The following is a 16,007-nucleotide window of genomic DNA, read 5'->3' on the forward strand; positions in this document are numbered from 1 at the left end:
GAATGGCAGGTCTTGTCGTCTTGATTGTCGCCTCTGCCGGCGCGATGATCTATTCTCTTTTGCGCTACGACATCTGGTCTTTCGGCATGCCCGCATCCGGGCTGATGCCGGTAGTGGGCTGCGCCATCGTGCTGGGCGCCTGCCTTTGGGTGGCGGTCGCGGAAAGTCCCCATGCCACGACGAAGGTCTCCCGCCCATCGCTCGTCTATTTCGCCGGTTTTGCCGCGCTGTTGCCGATAGCCGCTCTCATTGGTCTCCTGCCGGCGTTGTTCATCGTGGCGGTCGCGCTTTTGCGGTTCGTCGAAGGGCTGCCTCTGCCGCGAGCCGCGGCGATCGCCGCGGCGATCGGCCTCGGTAGCTGGGTTGTCTTCCAGGAATTGCTGGGAGTGCCGCTTCCCCACGGCTCGATCTGGAGCGCCCTATGGACGTCATAACCAATCTCGCTCTCGGCTTTGGGGAGGCGGTGACGCCGCTCAACCTGCTCATCGCCTTGGCCGGCTGCATCGTCGGCACGGCCGTCGGCGTGCTGCCGGGGCTCGGGCCGACGGCGACCATCAGCCTGCTCCTGCCGATCTCCGTTTATCTCGACAAGACAAGCGCCATAATCCTGCTCTCCGGCATCTATTACGGTGCGATGTACGGCGGATCGATCACGTCGATCCTCGTGAAAATACCCGGCGAGGCGGCAAGCGTCATCACCTGCATCGACGGCTACCAGATGGCGCGGAAGGGGCGTGCAGGCGCGGCGCTGACGATCGCGGCGCTGGGCAGCTTCTTTGCGGGCATCGTCGCCACGCTGGGCATCGCCCTGATCGGCCCCGTGACAGCGCAACTGGCGCTTGCTTTCGGCCCCATTGAGAAGACATCGCTGCTGATACTCGGCTTCACGCTTGTGCTCGGCGTGGGGGAGGGCTCGCGCATACGCGCGCTCGCCATGATTGGTCTCGGCCTGCTGATGGCGACGGTGGGTGTCGATCTCGTCTCGGGCGACGAAAGGTTCGTCTTCGACGTTGCCGCGCTTCGTGACGGTTTCAACATAGCCATCCTGGCCATGGGCCTGTTCGGGATCAGTGAGGTCCTGCTGATGGCAGAGGAGAAGGACGCCGACGTGAACGCGGTTCCGACGCCGCGGCGCTTGCGGGACCTGTTTCCGAACCGGCAGGAAGCGCGTGAATCCGCCGCCCCCGTCGTGCGCGGCAGCATCCTCGGCTTCTTTCTGGGACTGCTGCCGGGCGGGGGCGCGCTGATAGCCAGCTTCGCCAGCTACATGTTGGAGCGCAAGCTGTCCCGCCATCCCGAGGAGTTCGGAAAAGGCGCGGTCCCCGGAGTGGCCGGTCCGGAATCGGCGAACAATGCCGGTGCGCAGGCAAGCTTCGTTCCGCTTCTGTGCTTGGGCATTCCCGCCAACGCCACCATTGGCGTCATCATGGGCGCGCTTCTCATGGCCGGCGTCACGCCCGGTCCGCGGCTGATAACCGACCATCCCGAGATGTTTTGGGGCGTGGTTGCCAGCATGTTCGTCGGAAATGCTATTCTCGTCATTCTCAACGTGCCACTTGTCGGCCTTTTCGTGTCGCTGCTGCGGGTACCTCGGCCGGTCATGTCGGTGCTGATCCTGTTCTTCTGCGTGATCGGTGCGTATAGCCTCAACAACAACATGTTCGACGTCGGAGCCATGTTCGTATTCGGTGCGCTCGGCTACGGGTTGCGCAAGTCGGGATTCGACGTGGCGCCGCTATTATTGGCTTTCGTGCTTGGGCGCCTATTCGAGGAAAGCCTGATGCAGGGCCTCATCGTCGGACATGGGCAGGTCCTTGCCTTCATCGCGAGCCCCCTCAGCGCTTTTTTTCTCGCCGCCGCCGTGCTGATCCTCGTCCTTCCGCCCGTCGTCGCAAAACTGCGCCGCGGTCCGTCGGAGCTGTGGCAATCAGGCGCAAAAGAGTAAGATATGCAGATCATCAATACTCATCTTTCAGGCTTCAAGTGCATTCGTTGTTCGACGCAGTATCCAGTTGACGACTACCAGGAGGGTTGTCCGCGATGTCTTACGGAAGCCCACCCTGCAAGCGTGGTCCCCATCTACGGCAACGACCTGTCGCCGCCTTTTGGTGAACGGGCAGGCCGGGGATTGGCACGGTTCGGAAAGTGGCTTCCCTACACGATGTTCGCGAGCCTTGGTGAGGGCGACACCCCCCTGGTCGACCTGCCACGGCTTGCCGCCCAGTGCGGCCTTGAGGCACTTTCCATCAAGCTCGAGAGCGCCAATCCGACGGGCTCGCACAAGGATCGCATGAGCGCGCAGTTTGTCGCGCGCGCCAAAGACAGGAACGCACCATCCGTCATTGCAGCCTCGAGCGGCAACGCAGGCTGCTCGGTCGCCGCCTATGCCGCCGCTGCCGGGTTGCCCTGTACCATCGTGACGACCCCGGCCATCACCGCACCATGGCGCCGGGCAATCGAAATGACGGGTGCCAGTATCGTCTATGTCGAAGACAGTCTCGAACGCTGGGACATCGTCAAGCGCAAGGTCTACGAGGAAGGTTATCTTTCAGCGACTAATTATCTTGTGCCGCCGGTGGGCAGCGACCCCTATGGCGTCGAAGGCTACAAGACGCTCGGGTACGAACTCGCCGAAGACCCAGCTGTATCGGTTGCTGACGCGATCTTCGTTCCGACGGCGCGAGGAGACCTGCTCTGGGGCATCTATCGCGGGCTTGTGGAAGCGGTGGAGGCCAGACGGCTTGCCGTGATGCCGAAGCTTGTCGCAGTAGAGCCGTTTCCCCGCCTGGAGCGGGTCCTGGCCGGCCAGGACGTCCGTTCCCAGTTTCCGGGCAAAACGCTCCTGGCGTCGATCGGCGGCGCGACCGTCACCTACCAGTCCTGGCTGGCTGTTGCGCGCAGCGGCGGGACGGCGGTCTCGGTCGCAGAAAGCGATGTGCTTGAAGACCAGCAACTCCTCGCGCGCCACGGACACTATCTGGAGCTTTCGGCGGCAGCGGCATTGACCGGTCTGCGCAAGCTTGCGGCATCGCCAGACGTGGGTCCGCGCATTCGCAGGGCCGTGCTTATAGGCACGTCCCATGGATACAAGGAAGCGGCCGAATGACGTGCCTTGCCGCCGGACATGGGGAACCAAGGTTCGCAAAACTTAGTGGATGCCTTCGACCTCCCTGTTTTCCACCAGGCAAAGCCCGCAAGATCCATTATGGCCTCTCATATTCGAACTGCATGGCGACGATTTCAGCCGTTGACCTTCCGTAGCGCGCGGAGATCGCGTCGAGCACGTTGTCAAGTGCCACTGCCGGCTTCCGGTCCGGGTAGGTCGAGACCCAGTGCCCATCCCACCGCTCACCGCCGGACCGATCGGGGATGACGCGAACGCCGTTGGCAGTGGAGACCGCGTCTGGCTTATCGGCATCCGTCGTCACATGGGAGCGATAGGTGCGCGACCAGGCGTCGGCGATCAGCGCGAGCGTCACCTCGTCCATCCCCGCTTCGAGACGAACCCGGAGTTCTTCACGGTTCCAGAGGGCGACGCTGTTGGCCAGGACCGTCATGGCAAACGGACGGGTGAGACCGAAAGCCGCGCTCGCATGCCGCGCGTCCCAACGGTCGAGCCCGAGGTCCCGCGCGACCGCCTTTACCTTTGCCTGGCCGGCGATCGCCTCGATCAGCGTCAGCGTCAACGGTATCGAGGCGCTGATGCCGGTCGTCGTCACGACGTTGCCGTCCGATACAAAACGCCGATTGGCGACATAGGCGATCGTCGGGCTGCGCTTGAGCATTTCGCGTAAATAGTACCAGTGCGTCGTCGCGCGTTTTCCGTCCAGGAGTCCGGCGGAGCCCACGACCTTTGCGCCGGCGCAGATCCCCACAATCTTCGCGCCTTTGTCGGCCTGCCTACGGAGCCAAGCAATAACTGCCGGATCATCGTCACGGCTCATCGCCGGCACGATCACGTAGTCGGCTCCCTCGGGGTGCTTTGTGTCGAACGCCGCGATCGTCGCGTCCGGCTCGACCGTCAAAGCGTTGTAGAGCCGCACCGGTCCGAGAGCGGTTGCCAGTAAGACCACATCGGCAATATCGGCCCGCCGTAGGATGCCCGCTGGTACGAGGTAGTCGGTTGCCTCCGTCGCCTCGTTGAGCCCGAGCACGGCAACGAGGGGACGCTCAGGCTGCAGGTGGCCAAGCGAGGCTAGAGTGGCCGCTGTCTCGGTCTCCGGCACCTCCTGCGCATCTGCGCGGGGTGTGGCCGGGGGAAGGCTGAGCAGCCACCCACCGAAGCTCGCCAAACCAATGGCAAGCGCTGCCATACCGATCCGCATTATGGATTTCGCCATCGCGAAGCGCTCCTTCGACCACAGGAAACCGGGGAGATTCAGCCATTTGGGAAGATCTTCCCGAACAGACTATATATCCCGGCTACTGGCAGAAATGACAAAAACACGATAATTTCTGCCAATGCACCGTGTCGCCTTCGTCGTCTTCCCCGGCTTCGAGCTGCTCGACCTTTCCGGGCCTGCCTCTGTGTTGAACGGCGCCAATCGGGCCCTGAGCCGGACCGGGAAGCCAGCCTTCTACGAGATCGTGGTGGCCTCGGGCCAAGGCGGCGCGGTCGAAAGCAGCACCGGCATCGCCGTGAACACAGTCCCGTTGACAGCACTTCATGCGAGGGATGTGGCGACAATTCTGGTGGTCGGCGCTGAGCGGGAGCCGCTTCTGCAGGCCATGACGGATCCCGCACTGCAGGCCACGATTCCCGCTTTGAGCGGCGGAGCCGAACGTTTCGGGTCAATCTGTACGGGAGGTTTCGTGCTCGCTGCGCTTGGCCTCCTCGATGGCCGCCGCGCCGCGACCCACTGGGATTCCCGCGCGCCTTTCCGGCGGGCCTTCCCCAGTGTGAGGATGGACCCGGAGGCCCTCTATGTCGTCGACGGTCATGTCTGGACGTCGGCGGGCGTCACGACAGGCATCGACATGGCGCTTGCAATGGTGGCGCAGGACCTCGACACTGCGACCGCTGGGGAGGTCGCCAAGCGGCTCGTCCTCTATGCCCGGCGGCCCGGTTACCAGTCCCAGTTCAGCCCGGTGCTGCAAGCCCAAATGAAGGGCGCAAGCCCCTTCGCCGACCTGATCGGCTGGATCGAGGCCAATCTCGCGGCGCCGCTCGACATCGTCGGCTTGGCCGCACGCGCGGGAATGAGCGAGCGAACCTTTCACCGGAAGTTCCGCGCCGCGACCGGGGAGACGCCCGCTCGCTTCGTCGAGATCGCGCGCCTCGATGCGGCGCGAATGCTCCTCTCGCGAGGCGTCTCGTTGAAATCCGTTGCTGCCGAAGTCGGCCTCCCGTCGGCCGCGCGCCTCGCCCACGCTTTCGAGCGGCGGTTCGGCATCTCGCCTAGACTCTTTCGAGACATGCACGCGCAGATGTGAACCGCCAGGAAGTCGAGCGGGGGCTCGGAGAGAGGCGTTTAATGCCAGCGCCTGCGACATCGACCCGGGTGTTCGCTTGAAGGCCCGGGCGCGGTTTGGAGTTTCAGGACAGCGCGCCCATTACCGCGAATTGCTGCGGCCACCGGCTCGGATCATCAGCCGCTTTCACCCGCGAGACCCACAAAATCCCGCCGCATCGGGGTGAATACATCGACGAGGGTGCCGGCTTCGACATTCACCGCGCCATGGATCGCGTCGGGCGGCACGGTGAAGCTGTCGCCGGCAACAAGGCGTTCGGTGCGACCGGCAATTGTGATATCGAAAACGCCGCTTTCGACGAGCGAGCACTGGACATGCGGATGGCTGTGCGCGGGGCCGATTGCGCCGGCCTCGAACCGCACGCGCACCATCATGACCTCGTCGCGATAGGTCAGGATCTTGCGCGTCACGCCTTCGCCGGCTGGCTCCCAGGCGAGATCGGCATCGCGCGCGAAAGGCTCGTTCCTGCGATCCATGTCGGTTTCCTTCAGCGCGCGAGCCAGCCGCCGTCGACCGGCAGCACGACGCCGTGGACATAGGCGGCGGCATCGGAAGCGAGGAACACGGCAGCCCCTCCGATCTCCTTGGGTTCTCCCCAATGTCCGGCCGGAATACGCCCAAGGATCGCAGCATTCCGTTCAGGATCAGCGCGCAGCGCTTCCGTGTTGTTGGTGACGAAATAGCCGGGCGCGATCGCGTTGACATTGATGCCCTTGCCCGCCCATTCGCAGGCGAGAAGTCGCGTCAGGCCTGCCAGCCCGCTCTTCGAGGCGGTGTAGGATGGGATCCGGATGCCGCCCTGGAAGGACAGGAGCGACGCAATATTGATCACCTTGCCGCCCTTGCCGTCGGCAAGCATGCGCTTCGCAACACTTTGCGTCAGGAAGAAAGTCGACTTCAGGTTGACGTCCATCACCGCGTCCCAATCGGCCTCGGTGAAGTCGATGGCGTCCGCGCGGCGGATGATGCCGGCATTGTTGACGAGGATGTCGAGCCGCGAGCCATCGGCCCGTGCCGCGGCTTCGGCCTCTTCGACGATGCGGCCGATCGGCTCCAAAGAGGCTAGGTCGGCCGTGATCTCATGAAAAGGGCGGCCGGTCTCGGCGACGAGTGCCTTCGTCTCAGCGATGTTCGAGCGACCCACCGCGGCGATACCCGCCCCCGCCCCAGCCAGCGCGACCGCGATCGCCTGGCCGAGCCCGGTATTGGCGCCGGTGACGATGGCGGTGCGCCCAGTCAGGTCAAAAGGTGTTCGCATCAACGCAGATCTCCCGTCGCAATCATGTCCATGTCAGTATAGTCGACATTGTCGCCGCCCATGCCCCAGATGAAAGAATAGGCCTTGGTGCCGACGCCGGAATGGATCGACCAGCCGGGCGAAAGAACCGCTTGCTCATTGGCGACAATAAGATGGCGGGTCTCTTGCGGCTCGCCCATCAGGTGAAAAACGCGGGCATCGGCGGGGATGTCAAAATAGAGGTAGATCTCGCAGCGCCGGTCATGCGTGTGCGAGGGCATGGTGTTCCAGATGCTGCCATTTTCCAGCGTGGTCACGCCCATGACGAGCTGGCAGGTCTCGCAGATGCCCGGGATGATGTACTGGCGGATGGTGCGTTTGTTGGCGGTTTCCTGCTCGCCGAGTGCGAGCGTTTTAGCATCGGCTTCCCGGATCACCCTGGTCTGATGCACCGCGTGCGCAGGCGTCGATAGCAGGTAGAACTTTGCCGGGTCCGAAGCATCTTCGCTGGCGAAGGAAACCTCGCCGGCTTCCTTGCCGACATAGAGCGCGTCGCGTTTGGCGAGCACGTAATCCCGCCCGCCAACCGAAACCTTGCCGGAAGCCCCCACATTGACGATGCCGAGCTCGCGACGCTTGAGGAAGGCATCGGTCCCGACAGCCTTCGGCGTTGGCAGAACGACGGGCTTGGCCGTCGGCATGGCACCACCCACGATGACACGGTCAAGATGGCTGTAGGTCAGCCTGACTTCTCCAGGAACGAACAGCGTCTCGATCAGGAAGTGGCGCCGCAGCTCCGCCGTGTCGAAGCCCCTTACGGCCTCAGGATGCGAAACCTGGCGAATCTCGATGGTCATGATCGGTCCTTTAGTGGAACAGGCGCGGCAGCCAAAGCGACAAGCCGGGCACATAGGTGACGAGCAGGAGTACCGCGACGCTGGCGCCGTAGAATGGCCAGATCGTGCGCATCGACTCGCCGATGGAAATGCGGCCGATGGCGCAGGCGACGAACTGCACTGAGCCAACCGGCGGAGTGTTGAGGCCGATGCCGGCGTTGAGGATCAGGATCACGCCGAAGTGGATCGGGTCCACGCCGAAAGCCTTGACCACCGGCAGGAAGATCGGCGTGCAGATGATGATCATGGGTGCCATGTCCATGAAGGTGCCGAGCACCAGGAGGATCACGTTGATCATCAGCAGGACGACGAGGGGATTATCGGAGACCGCCTTCATCGCGGCTATGGTCGCCTGCGGCACCTGCAGAAAGGCCATCAGCCAACCAAAGGCACCGGCGGCGCCGATCACCAAAAGCACCATGGCCGTTGTGCGCACCGCGCCCAGCGTCGCCTCGACGAAGGCCGTCCAGGTGAGCTGGCGATAGACGAAGATGGTGACGAGCACGGCGTAGACCACAGCGACGCAGGAGGACTCTGTCGCGGTGAAGACGCCCGAGCGCACGCCGCCGAAGATGATGCCGATCAGCAGGATGCCCGGAAGCGCCACCACGACATAGCGGCCAACCGCGGCGAGGCCAGGGAACGGCTCGCGCGGATAGCCACGCTTCACCGCAACCGCCCAGGCGGCAACCATCAGCGCGGCGCAGAGCAAGAGCCCTGGCACGACGCCCGCCGTGAAAAGGTCCGCGATCGAAAGGTTGCCGCCCGCCGAGAGCGAATAGATGATCATGTTGTGCGAGGGCGGGATCAGCAGGGCAATGATCGCCGCATTCGCGGTGACGTTGACGGCGTAGTCAGCGTCGTAGCCGCGCTTCTTCATCTGGGGGATCATCAGCCCGCCGACCGCGGAGGCATCGGCCACGGCCGAGCCGGAGATACCGCCGAAGAGCGTGCAGGTCACGACATTGACCTGGCCAAGGCCCCCGCGCAGATGCCCGACAAGGCTCGCCGCCATCTGGATGAGGCGCTCGGCGATCCCGCCACGGATCATCAGGTCGCCAGCATAGATGAAGAACGGGATCGCCATCATGGCAAAAGCGTTCATGCCGGAATTCATCTGCTGAAACACGACGACCGGCGGCAGGCCCATATAGACGACGGTCGCGACCGAAGCGATGCCGAGGCAGAAGGCGACAGGGACGCCGATCAGAAGCAGAACCGAGAAGACACCGAAGAGAATCCAGAGTTCCATGGCTCAGGCCTCCTGGCTTTCGCCGAAATGGACGAAGCCGAGCGGCGCCTGCTGCTGGCTGGTGAGGAAGAGCAGGATCTTCTCAAGCGCGAACAGGGCGATCAGCCCACCGCCCGCCGCGATCGGCACATAGTCCCAGCCGCGCGAGATGCCGATGATCGGCATGCGGTCGGCCCATGTGCCGGCCGCCAGCTGCCAGCCATAGACAAGCATGGCGAGGCCGAAGACACAGACGAGCGTTTCGCCGAGCACAATCAATGCCGCGCGCACCGCTGGCGGCGACATCGCGAGCCCGACCTCGAAGCCGAGATGGTCGCTCTCGCGCACGCCCACAGCGGCGCCGAGCAGGATGAACCAGGACATCAGGAAAAGTGATCCGGCCTCGACCCAGATCGGCGTGTCGTTGAGCACATAGCGGCCGAATACGCCCCAGGCGACCATTACAGTCATCAGGACGAGGCCGGTGCCGGCGGCGATCAGCGCGAACAGGCTGAGCTTGGCGTCGAGGCGAGTAAGGAAAGCGGTGAAGGCGTGCATGAAATCTGCCCAGGCTGGCAAGAGGCCAAAGGCGTGGCGGCCGCGCGGGCCGCCTTGCCGGATCAACGGTCAGTTCACCGCCTGGATGGCGGCGACCATTTCCTTCAGCTTCGGATCGGTGACGAACTTGTCGTAGACTGGCTTCATCGCGTCGATGAAAGGCTTCTTGTCCACCTGGTTGATCTGCGCGCCGCCGGCCTTGACCTTGGCCTCGGATGCCTTCTCCCGCGCGTCCCAAAGCTCACGCATCTTGAGCACGGACTCCTTCGCTGCGGCCTTGATCAGCGCCTGGTCTGCCGCGTTGAACTTGTCGAAGCTCTTCTTCGACATCACCAGGGCTTCCGGCGAGAGAGAGTGCTCCGTAACGGAGTAGAATTTCGCGACCTCGAAATGGCGCGTGGATTCATAGGACGGCCAATTGTTCTCGGCGCCGTCGATCACGCCCGTCTGGAGGGCGGAATAGACCTCGCCGAAGGGCATGGGCGTCGCATTCGCACCGAGCGCCGAGACCAATGCGACGAACATGTCTGACTGCTGGACGCGGATCTTCATGCCCTTCATGTCAGCGGGACTGTTGATCGGACGCTTGGAATTGTAGAAGGATCGCGAGCCGGAGTCGTAGAGCGCGAGACCGATCAGGTCGTGCTTCTCGAACTCCTTCAGCAGATTGTCGCCGATCTGCCCGTCCATCGCCTTCCGCATGTGATCGACCGAACGGAAGATGAAGGGGAGGGAGGGGACGTTGGTCGCCGGGATCAGGTTGTTGAACGGCGCCATGTTGATGCGGTTGATATCGATGACCCCAAAGCGCGTCTGGTCGATCGTGTCCTTTTCCTGCCCGAGTTGGGCCGAGTGGAAGACGTTGATCTTGATGCGCCCCTGGCTTCGCTCCTCGAGCAGCTTGCCCATGTAGCGAACGGCTTCGACAGTCGGATAGTCGCTCGGGTGGATGTCGGCCGAGCGCAACGTCACGCTCTGGGCCGAGGCTGAGGTTGCGGCAGCGGCCGAGAAGGTGAGCGCTGCCGCATAAGCAAGGAATGTTCGACGTGTGGTCATGTGTGTGTCCTCCCGTGGATTGAGCGCCCAGCAGCTTCCTGGCTTGTATGTTGGCGCCTCGAACGTAAGCTTGTGTCCGCGCCCATCTCGGTTGCGGCATGGATTGTATGGTAGTATGTTGTTGTATGGTACGCAACAGGCTGTGGAGGTTTTCGACTTGAGCCTTTCGTTGGCATCTCCCGCTCTCACTCCGGGCGCTTCGGCGGCTGGGCGCGTCGAAGCCGAGCTACGCCGGGCGATCGTCGCGCTCGAGCTGCCGCCGGGCACGCGCCTCTCGGAGCAGGAGATTGCGCTGAAATATGGCGTTTCGCGCCAGCCCGTTCGGGAGGCGCTGATCGCGCTCGCGCGGACGCGGCTCGTCGACGTGCAGCCGCAGCGCGGCACGGTCGTCGTCAAGTTCTCCGTCCGCAAGATGATGGAGGCCCGCTTCGTGCGCGAGGCGGTTGAGGTCGCGATCGTGCGTGAGGCCTGCACGGCCTTTGCGCCGCAGAGCCGCCAGCGAATTTCAGATCTGCTCGACGTCCAGGAGAGCGCGGCGCAGCGTGACGACCATGCCTCCTTCCAGCGCTATGACGAGCTCTTCCATGTCGAGTTGACGGAGGGCGTCGGGATGCCACTCGCGTGGGAAGCCATCCGGGACATCAAGGCGCATATGGACCGGGTATGCCAACTCACCTTGCCCGGAGCCGAGGTGATGCTGCCGTTGGTCGAGCAGCATCGCAGAATCATGGCTGCGATCGACGCACAAGATCCGGCACAGGCCGAGAGTGCCATGCGCCACCACCTCACTGAGATCCTTCGCGCCCTGCCGAAAACGGAAGCAAACCATCCGGATCTTTTTGAGTGAGTGTGGCCGCGCGCCGTTCGGGCGCAATCGGCCTGATCAGCCCGCACAATCGACGGCACTCAGCTTCCACACGGCACCGGAGGCACTTCAATGGCGGTGAGCAATGCCTCATGCCCTCGACAGCGTCAGGGCCTAGCTACCCGATAGCGAGCGGGCATGCGACACATCCAAGCGCTTGTCCGCGGGTCAAGACGTGATGGGCGCAGATGGGAGACAGATCGTCCTGCGTCCATACTCCGCCAACTGCTCGAGGTTGGCGAGACGATCGAAGTAGTCGGTTTCCTCGGTTCAGCTGCGATCGCGATCTCCGCCCGGTCATGGTCTGGCTCGCCGACGGACAGGGCATATGGCAGCAGCTGACGGCATTTCCGAGCCGGCCGGAACCGGCGGCACGCTAACGGCTCATGGAAACGCAGCTTCCCTCCTTCTTGGTGGAGGTCCTCACCTTGCTCGAGCGAACCGATTTCGCCGAGAACGTCCGCATGATGCCGCACCTCTATCCGATCTTGATGAGCCTGCATGTATTCGGGATCGCCATCATGGTGGGGCCGGCGTTTGCGGTGGATCTCCGCCTCATTGGGATAGGCCGCAACACAGTGCCGGTGACCGTCGCGATGCGATGTTTCCTCCCAATGTCTCACGTTGGCTTTGCGATCGTCCTTGTTACCGGCCTCACCCATGCCAGTACTTGGCCCGGCGGCTTCCGCCGCGCGGCCGGGACGAAAACAGGATCGCGTCATCGGAAAATAGATATCCATAAGGCTAAGTATCTTGACGCGGCTTGCGCTAAGTTGATAGATAGCCATATGGCTAACCTTGATTCAATCTTTCACGGTCTCGCCGACTCGACGCGCCGCGCGGTTATCGCCCGCTTGGCGCTCGGGCCGGCCCCCGTCTCCGAACTGGCAGCCCCTCACGCCATGGCGCTGCCGAGCTTCCTCAAACACCTGAAGGTGCTGGAGGCGGGGGGCTGGATCGAGTCCGACAAAGCCGGACGGATCCGCACCTGCCGTCTCAAGGCCGAAACGGCGAAAGTCGCCGAAGGCTGGCTCGGTCAACAGCGGTCCGTTTGGGAAGCGCGTCTCGACCGGCTGGACGCCTTTCTCGCAACCATGAACCGCGAAGGAACACATGATGGCCCATGATCCGAAGCTCGACCTCGTGCTGGAGCGCAAGGTGAGCGCCAGCCCAGCCCAGCTATGGCGTGCCTGGACCGAGCCCGATCTGCTGAAGCAATGGTTTGCGCCCAAGCCTTGGACCGTGGCGCGCGTCGCAATCGATGTCCGCCCGGGCGGCATCTTCTCAGTCGTGATGGCGTCTCCCGAGGGTGAGGCAATGGATGAGACACCCGGGTGCATTCTCTTGGCGCAGTCTGAAAGACGGCTGGTCTGGACAGATGCCGTTGGCCCCGACTTCCGGCCGAACGCCGAAACATTCATGAGCGTCGACATCACGATTGAGGCGGTGGATGGGGGCGCGTGGTATCGTGCGGTAGTGCGTCACAAGTCCGCAGCTGACCGCCAGAAGCATGAGGAGATGGGCTTCCATGAAGGCTGGGGGACCTGCCTGAGCCAATTGGAAAGCCTGGCAGGACAGCTTTGAAGCGCGCATGAGAGGGGATCGGCCTATGCCTATTCTGGCAAACAGTCCGGCCGAGCTTTCAGATCTGATCGCCGCGCGCACGATCGCTATGACAAGGCCGTTCATCGTTGCTCTCGATGGACGCAGCGGCGCGGGCAAGTCGACGCTCGCAGCGGCGCTGGCTGACCAGCTCGACGCCGCGATCGTCGAGGGCGATGATTTCTATGCGGGCGGCATCGAGCTTCGAAGCGATAGCGCGGCATCAAGGGCAGCTGCCTGTATCGACTGGACCCGGCAACGCGCTGTGTTGGAAGCTCTTACAGCGAGCCGAAAAGCGAGCTGGCACGCTTTCGACTGGGACACTTTTGACGGGCGGCTGCGCGATGAGCAGACGGTGGTCGAACCAAGGCCTGTCGTAATCCTCGAAGGGGTCTATGCTGCGCGGCCGGAACTGGCCGGCTTCATCGATATGCGGGTGGCGCTTATCGTGCCGGATGACCAACGACTGAAGCGCCTGGCGGCTCGAGAGGGCACGATTGGACCATGGGAGCGGCAGTGGCATGAGGCGGAGGACTTCTACTTCGCGGACGTCATGCCCCTGTCCGCATTCGACGTGATCGCAGAGTTCGGCGGAGCCGAGCAATGCGCGCCTTCACCGTGATGGTGACCGTTACGAAACGGATCGGACAGCCGCGCCTCCCGCACGATTTTCCGGATCAGCTTCGGCGATTTTTGAGCGGCAGCTGGCTCAGAACCAGCTGCGGTGCTTGTCCGTCTGTCCAGCTATCAGCGCCCGTGACAACTTGTGGCGCGGACCTCAGGAGGTCTTCGCGCGCCTTCTTTTTCTCCTCCGTCTCGATGCCGAGGCGTCGATCCCGATCCTCACGCATCTCGCTCCTGAGCTGATTATCGGCGGTGAAACCCATCATGAGCTGCGGTATCCCCGTGGGCAACTTGTTATCAAGGTCGATCTGCCACGTGTGCCAAGTCTTACCGTAGGTGTTCACAAGCGTAGCGATAGCCGTGTGCTCCACGGGGCCAGGAATACGAGGCATCACGAGCTCACCTGATGTCGTTTCGTGTCTGTGGCTGTGCCACAGCTGTTTCTCGTCGTCAGGCAAGGTTTTGAAGACCCGCTCCGAGACGATGTACTCTATACCTATCAGCCGCGCGCCTTCCTTGTTGTCGTCATAGATGACGCATTGGTAAAAATCTTCCGTAACATGCGTACAATAATGATGGGCTTCAATCTGGCGACCCATGTCATCGGCGTAGAAATGGAAGCCGTTGAGATACATATTAATATCGTTGATTGGCCCTTTGCTTTGTAGAAGATCTGCGCCCATGCCGAGCATGGTACTTTTGGTCGATTTATCCGCACCCGTGACCGGTTGATCCCGGTGGACGCCCGTGTCTTGGGCGGCAGCCCTCCCACAGGCACACGCCAGAAGGGTTGCGGCTCCTCCGATCAGCTGTCCCACCCCGCGACGGCTCAGGCTTGCATCAGTCCATCCCATCGTTTCGCTCCACGGCTGAAAACCGTTTAAGCCCGAAGGGAGCCGATGGTTCCGAGCGGCACTGCACCACCGCCTGATTGACCCATAGTAGACTTTCGCCACTGCGGAGCATGAGGTCCAGACCGACGGCGTCGACAGGCAGCTTTGCAAATATTACTTCGTCCAAACAGATCTGTAGCTTGGCAGAAAATAAAGATTGCGGGCTAGGGAACATGGACCTCTAGCCGGTCGTTGACCTCGCAATCCTGACGGTTCCAGCCCGACGCGCCGGGAGTTTCCCCGGCCGAGGTATCCTTCACATGCGCAGGCCCGGGGTATTGTTTCTATACGTATACTCGCGAACTCTCAGCAAGTAGGAGCGTGTCCCACGCTCCGATAGGGCGCTGAGGCCCCGGTTCTTCCTGGACCGGGGCTCTTTTTTCTCAGTCGGTTGTCTCGAGGAGCACGGGCGCAAGGTACGATGCGCATCTGGGCGAAACCATTTACGAATCTGCGCGTCCCCAAACTCTTCAATTTGCGCGGACCCGTTTGAACGGGCAGGTATCACATCCAATACGTACTATGATTGGTGGATGTCGGACGCGGCGGGTACTTCCTTGCCGCGCCAGCGATGGTTGCGCAATTCTTTGCAACCTTCAAGGAGTCCACTAAGGCAAAGGCCGGCAAGCTTTAGCATCGACCAGATCATCGAAAAGATGCAGCGGCGCTTCGAAGCCGGAACCAAATGATCGTGGGTCCGTCTATCGAGGAAAACGTCTGGCAACGCGACATGGTCGTTTACGGCGACGAATACAGCCCGACGTTTGATGATCCTTCAGTGCCGGCTGATGTCAGCAGTTCGCCGGCACGCCGCGCCTGAATGACCCAGGAGCATACGGCCGCTCCGGTGGCCGACGCCGGCCAGCATTGGGACGAGCCGCTTCGTTGGGCGTGATGAGCCCGTCAGCGCCGGCCAGCTGTAAAGCGCAATGGCAGCTGTTGGATGGACCTGTTGGGATCGCGCACATCTGTCCGCTTGCGCGAGTGCGTCCGATTGTCGATGATAACCCATGACCGCGTTTGCCGACCATGACGCCTATATTGCTGCGGCACCCGAAACGCTCCGGCCGCTGCTGATGCTCTTGCGGGCCCGGCTCGCGCAAACCCTGCCTGACGCGGAAGAGATCATTCGATATGACATGCCGGGGTTCAGTTTAGCGAATGTGATCATCGCCGGCTATGCTGCCTTCAGCAAACAGTGCGGACTCTACGTCAGTAAGGGCGCCATCAGCGCATATTCGGAAGACCTTGCCGCAGCCGGGCTCAAGGCCACGAAGACGGGCGTCACCTTCTCCCCGGAAAAAGCCAATCTCAGGCGAACTTGTCGCTGCCCTCGCCCTTGCTTCGCGAAGAGATCTTGGGGTGTGAACGGCGAACGCCGCGGTGTCCGTCATCCGCGCCATGAGAGCTGTCGCGGCGCCCTCTCCAACCGAAGCGTCAAGATGCTGCTTGATGCGGAAAGGCCGCGAAAAATCCGCTCTCTCATCGGATAGGGCAGCGGTCGAGATCAACGAATTCACTTGAATCCGACAGCCGACGTCGGGGCGATTGCGGTCATCCCACCCCGCTCACG

Annotated in this window: 17 protein-coding genes and 1 pseudogene; 10 read left to right on the forward strand and 8 right to left on the reverse strand. The window is 62.6% G+C overall.

Annotation, left to right across the window (positions count from 1 at the left end; genetic code table 11):
• Window positions 1-2 precede the first annotated feature (2 nt).
• The 3 genes from KIO76_RS24380 to KIO76_RS24390 are packed head-to-tail and all read left to right on the forward strand — an operon-like array spanning window position 3 to window position 3,106.
• Window positions 3-434: a tripartite tricarboxylate transporter TctB family protein gene (locus tag KIO76_RS24380; protein WP_213326168.1), complete on the forward strand. Its 432-nt coding sequence runs from the start codon at window positions 3-5 to the stop codon at window positions 432-434.
• Window positions 422-1,945, forward strand: coding sequence for a tripartite tricarboxylate transporter permease (locus KIO76_RS24385; protein ID WP_213326169.1), 1,524 nt, complete (start codon window positions 422-424; stop codon window positions 1,943-1,945). Before KIO76_RS24380 ends, KIO76_RS24385 begins: the two co-directional genes overlap by 13 nt.
• 3 nt (window positions 1,946-1,948) lie before the next feature.
• Window positions 1,949-3,106, forward strand: a complete 1,158-nt coding sequence (locus tag KIO76_RS24390; RefSeq protein ID WP_213326170.1) for a threonine synthase — start codon at window positions 1,949-1,951, stop codon at window positions 3,104-3,106.
• A 97-nt stretch (window positions 3,107-3,203) separates the two neighbouring features.
• Here KIO76_RS24390 and KIO76_RS24395 read toward each other — a convergent pair whose 3' ends face one another.
• Window positions 3,204-4,340, reverse strand: coding sequence for a DJ-1/PfpI family protein (locus tag KIO76_RS24395; RefSeq protein ID WP_213326171.1), 1,137 nt, complete (start codon window positions 4,338-4,340; stop codon window positions 3,204-3,206).
• Between the two features lie 121 nt (window positions 4,341-4,461).
• Between KIO76_RS24395 and KIO76_RS24400 the strand changes: the two genes are divergently transcribed.
• Window positions 4,462-5,433 carry a GlxA family transcriptional regulator gene (locus KIO76_RS24400; RefSeq protein ID WP_213326172.1) on the forward strand — a complete coding sequence of 324 codons (972 nt, stop codon included), beginning with the start codon at window positions 4,462-4,464 and terminating at the stop codon, window positions 5,431-5,433.
• Between the two features lie 155 nt (window positions 5,434-5,588).
• Here the strand turns inward: KIO76_RS24400 and KIO76_RS24405 are convergent, their stop codons facing one another.
• The 6 genes from KIO76_RS24405 to KIO76_RS24430 all read right to left on the reverse strand — a co-directional run bounded on the left by KIO76_RS24405 (window position 5,589) and on the right by KIO76_RS24430 (window position 10,450).
• A complete protein-coding gene (locus KIO76_RS24405; RefSeq protein WP_213326173.1) occupies window positions 5,589-5,948 on the reverse strand; it encodes a cupin domain-containing protein in 360 nt (119 codons plus the stop codon).
• Window positions 5,949-5,959: 11 nt separating this feature from the next.
• Window positions 5,960-6,730 carry a 2-dehydro-3-deoxy-D-gluconate 5-dehydrogenase KduD gene (gene kduD, locus KIO76_RS24410; RefSeq protein ID WP_213326174.1) on the reverse strand — a complete coding sequence of 257 codons (771 nt, stop codon included), beginning with the start codon at window positions 6,728-6,730 and terminating at the stop codon, window positions 5,960-5,962.
• Window positions 6,730-7,566, reverse strand: a complete 837-nt coding sequence (gene kduI, locus KIO76_RS24415) for a 5-dehydro-4-deoxy-D-glucuronate isomerase (RefSeq protein ID WP_213326175.1) — start codon at window positions 7,564-7,566, stop codon at window positions 6,730-6,732. The genes kduD and kduI overlap by 1 nt, the downstream gene beginning before the upstream one ends.
• A 10-nt stretch (window positions 7,567-7,576) precedes the next feature.
• Window positions 7,577-8,857: a TRAP transporter large permease gene (locus KIO76_RS24420; protein ID WP_213326176.1), complete on the reverse strand. Its 1,281-nt coding sequence runs from the start codon at window positions 8,855-8,857 to the stop codon at window positions 7,577-7,579.
• Between the two features lie 3 nt (window positions 8,858-8,860).
• Entirely contained in the window at window positions 8,861-9,394 is a 534-nt protein-coding gene (locus KIO76_RS24425) for a TRAP transporter small permease (protein ID WP_213326177.1), read from the reverse strand.
• A 69-nt stretch (window positions 9,395-9,463) separates the two neighbouring features.
• Complete coding sequence (locus KIO76_RS24430) at window positions 9,464-10,450, reverse strand: TRAP transporter substrate-binding protein (RefSeq protein WP_213326178.1); 987 nt, start codon at window positions 10,448-10,450, stop codon at window positions 9,464-9,466.
• A gap of 157 nt (window positions 10,451-10,607) precedes the next feature.
• Between KIO76_RS24430 and KIO76_RS24435 the strand changes: the two genes are divergently transcribed.
• The 4 genes from KIO76_RS24435 (at window position 10,608) to KIO76_RS24450 (ending at window position 13,539) form a co-directional block, all read left to right on the forward strand.
• Complete coding sequence (locus KIO76_RS24435) at window positions 10,608-11,297, forward strand: GntR family transcriptional regulator (RefSeq protein WP_249730023.1); 690 nt, start codon at window positions 10,608-10,610, stop codon at window positions 11,295-11,297.
• Window positions 11,298-11,743: 446 nt separating this feature from the next.
• Entirely contained in the window at window positions 11,744-12,442 is a 699-nt protein-coding gene (locus tag KIO76_RS31680) for an ArsR/SmtB family transcription factor (RefSeq protein WP_349629426.1), read from the forward strand.
• Window positions 12,432-12,899 (forward strand): SRPBCC family protein, encoded by a 468-nt coding sequence (locus KIO76_RS24445; RefSeq protein ID WP_249730024.1) that lies wholly within the window; start codon window positions 12,432-12,434, stop codon window positions 12,897-12,899. The genes KIO76_RS31680 and KIO76_RS24445 overlap by 11 nt, the downstream gene beginning before the upstream one ends.
• Before the next feature lie 25 nt (window positions 12,900-12,924).
• On the forward strand, window positions 12,925-13,539 hold the full coding sequence (locus KIO76_RS24450) for a uridine kinase family protein (RefSeq protein ID WP_213326181.1): 615 nt from the start codon (window positions 12,925-12,927) through the stop codon (window positions 13,537-13,539).
• A gap of 55 nt (window positions 13,540-13,594) precedes the next feature.
• Here KIO76_RS24450 and KIO76_RS24455 read toward each other — a convergent pair whose 3' ends face one another.
• Complete coding sequence (locus tag KIO76_RS24455) at window positions 13,595-14,395, reverse strand: OBAP family protein (RefSeq protein ID WP_213326182.1); 801 nt, start codon at window positions 14,393-14,395, stop codon at window positions 13,595-13,597.
• Window positions 14,396-14,840: 445 nt separating this feature from the next.
• Here KIO76_RS24455 and KIO76_RS31825 point away from each other — a divergent pair.
• Together KIO76_RS31825 and KIO76_RS24460 are read left to right on the forward strand one after the other, a co-directional pair.
• Window positions 14,841-15,123: pseudogene (locus KIO76_RS31825) on the forward strand (arylsulfatase); the annotation flags it as partial.
• Window positions 15,124-15,444: 321 nt separating this feature from the next.
• Entirely contained in the window at window positions 15,445-15,927 is a 483-nt protein-coding gene (locus KIO76_RS24460; protein ID WP_249730025.1) for an iron chaperone, read from the forward strand.
• The last annotated feature ends 80 nt before the right edge of the window (window positions 15,928-16,007 follow it).

The sequence above is a fragment of the Chelatococcus sp. YT9 genome, from assembly GCF_018398315.1.
Taxonomy (GTDB): Bacteria; Pseudomonadota; Alphaproteobacteria; order Rhizobiales; family Beijerinckiaceae; genus Chelatococcus.

Bases quoted from the DNA above. Each gene is read 5' to 3' on its own strand.
- KIO76_RS24380 (WP_213326168.1), top strand. From the start codon at position 3: ATGGCAGGTCTTGTCGTCTTGATTGTCGCCTCTGCCGGCGCGATGATC.
- KIO76_RS24385 (WP_213326169.1), top strand. From the start codon at position 422: ATGGACGTCATAACCAATCTCGCTCTCGGCTTTGGGGAGGCGGTGACG.
- KIO76_RS24390 (WP_213326170.1), top strand. From the start codon at position 1,949: ATGCAGATCATCAATACTCATCTTTCAGGCTTCAAGTGCATTCGTTGT.
- KIO76_RS24395 (WP_213326171.1), bottom strand. From the start codon at position 4,340: ATGGCGAAATCCATAATGCGGATCGGTATGGCAGCGCTTGCCATTGGT.
- KIO76_RS24400 (WP_213326172.1), top strand. From the start codon at position 4,462: ATGCACCGTGTCGCCTTCGTCGTCTTCCCCGGCTTCGAGCTGCTCGAC.
- KIO76_RS24405 (WP_213326173.1), bottom strand. From the start codon at position 5,948: ATGGATCGCAGGAACGAGCCTTTCGCGCGCGATGCCGATCTCGCCTGG.
- kduD (WP_213326174.1), bottom strand. From the start codon at position 6,730: ATGCGAACACCTTTTGACCTGACTGGGCGCACCGCCATCGTCACCGGC.
- kduI (WP_213326175.1), bottom strand. From the start codon at position 7,566: ATGACCATCGAGATTCGCCAGGTTTCGCATCCTGAGGCCGTAAGGGGC.
- KIO76_RS24420 (WP_213326176.1), bottom strand. From the start codon at position 8,857: ATGGAACTCTGGATTCTCTTCGGTGTCTTCTCGGTTCTGCTTCTGATC.
- KIO76_RS24425 (WP_213326177.1), bottom strand. From the start codon at position 9,394: ATGCACGCCTTCACCGCTTTCCTTACTCGCCTCGACGCCAAGCTCAGC.
- KIO76_RS24430 (WP_213326178.1), bottom strand. From the start codon at position 10,450: ATGACCACACGTCGAACATTCCTTGCTTATGCGGCAGCGCTCACCTTC.
- KIO76_RS24445 (WP_249730024.1), top strand. From the start codon at position 12,432: ATGGCCCATGATCCGAAGCTCGACCTCGTGCTGGAGCGCAAGGTGAGC.
- KIO76_RS24450 (WP_213326181.1), top strand. From the start codon at position 12,925: ATGCCTATTCTGGCAAACAGTCCGGCCGAGCTTTCAGATCTGATCGCC.
- KIO76_RS24455 (WP_213326182.1), bottom strand. From the start codon at position 14,395: ATGGGATGGACTGATGCAAGCCTGAGCCGTCGCGGGGTGGGACAGCTG.
- KIO76_RS24460 (WP_249730025.1), top strand. From the start codon at position 15,445: ATGACCGCGTTTGCCGACCATGACGCCTATATTGCTGCGGCACCCGAA.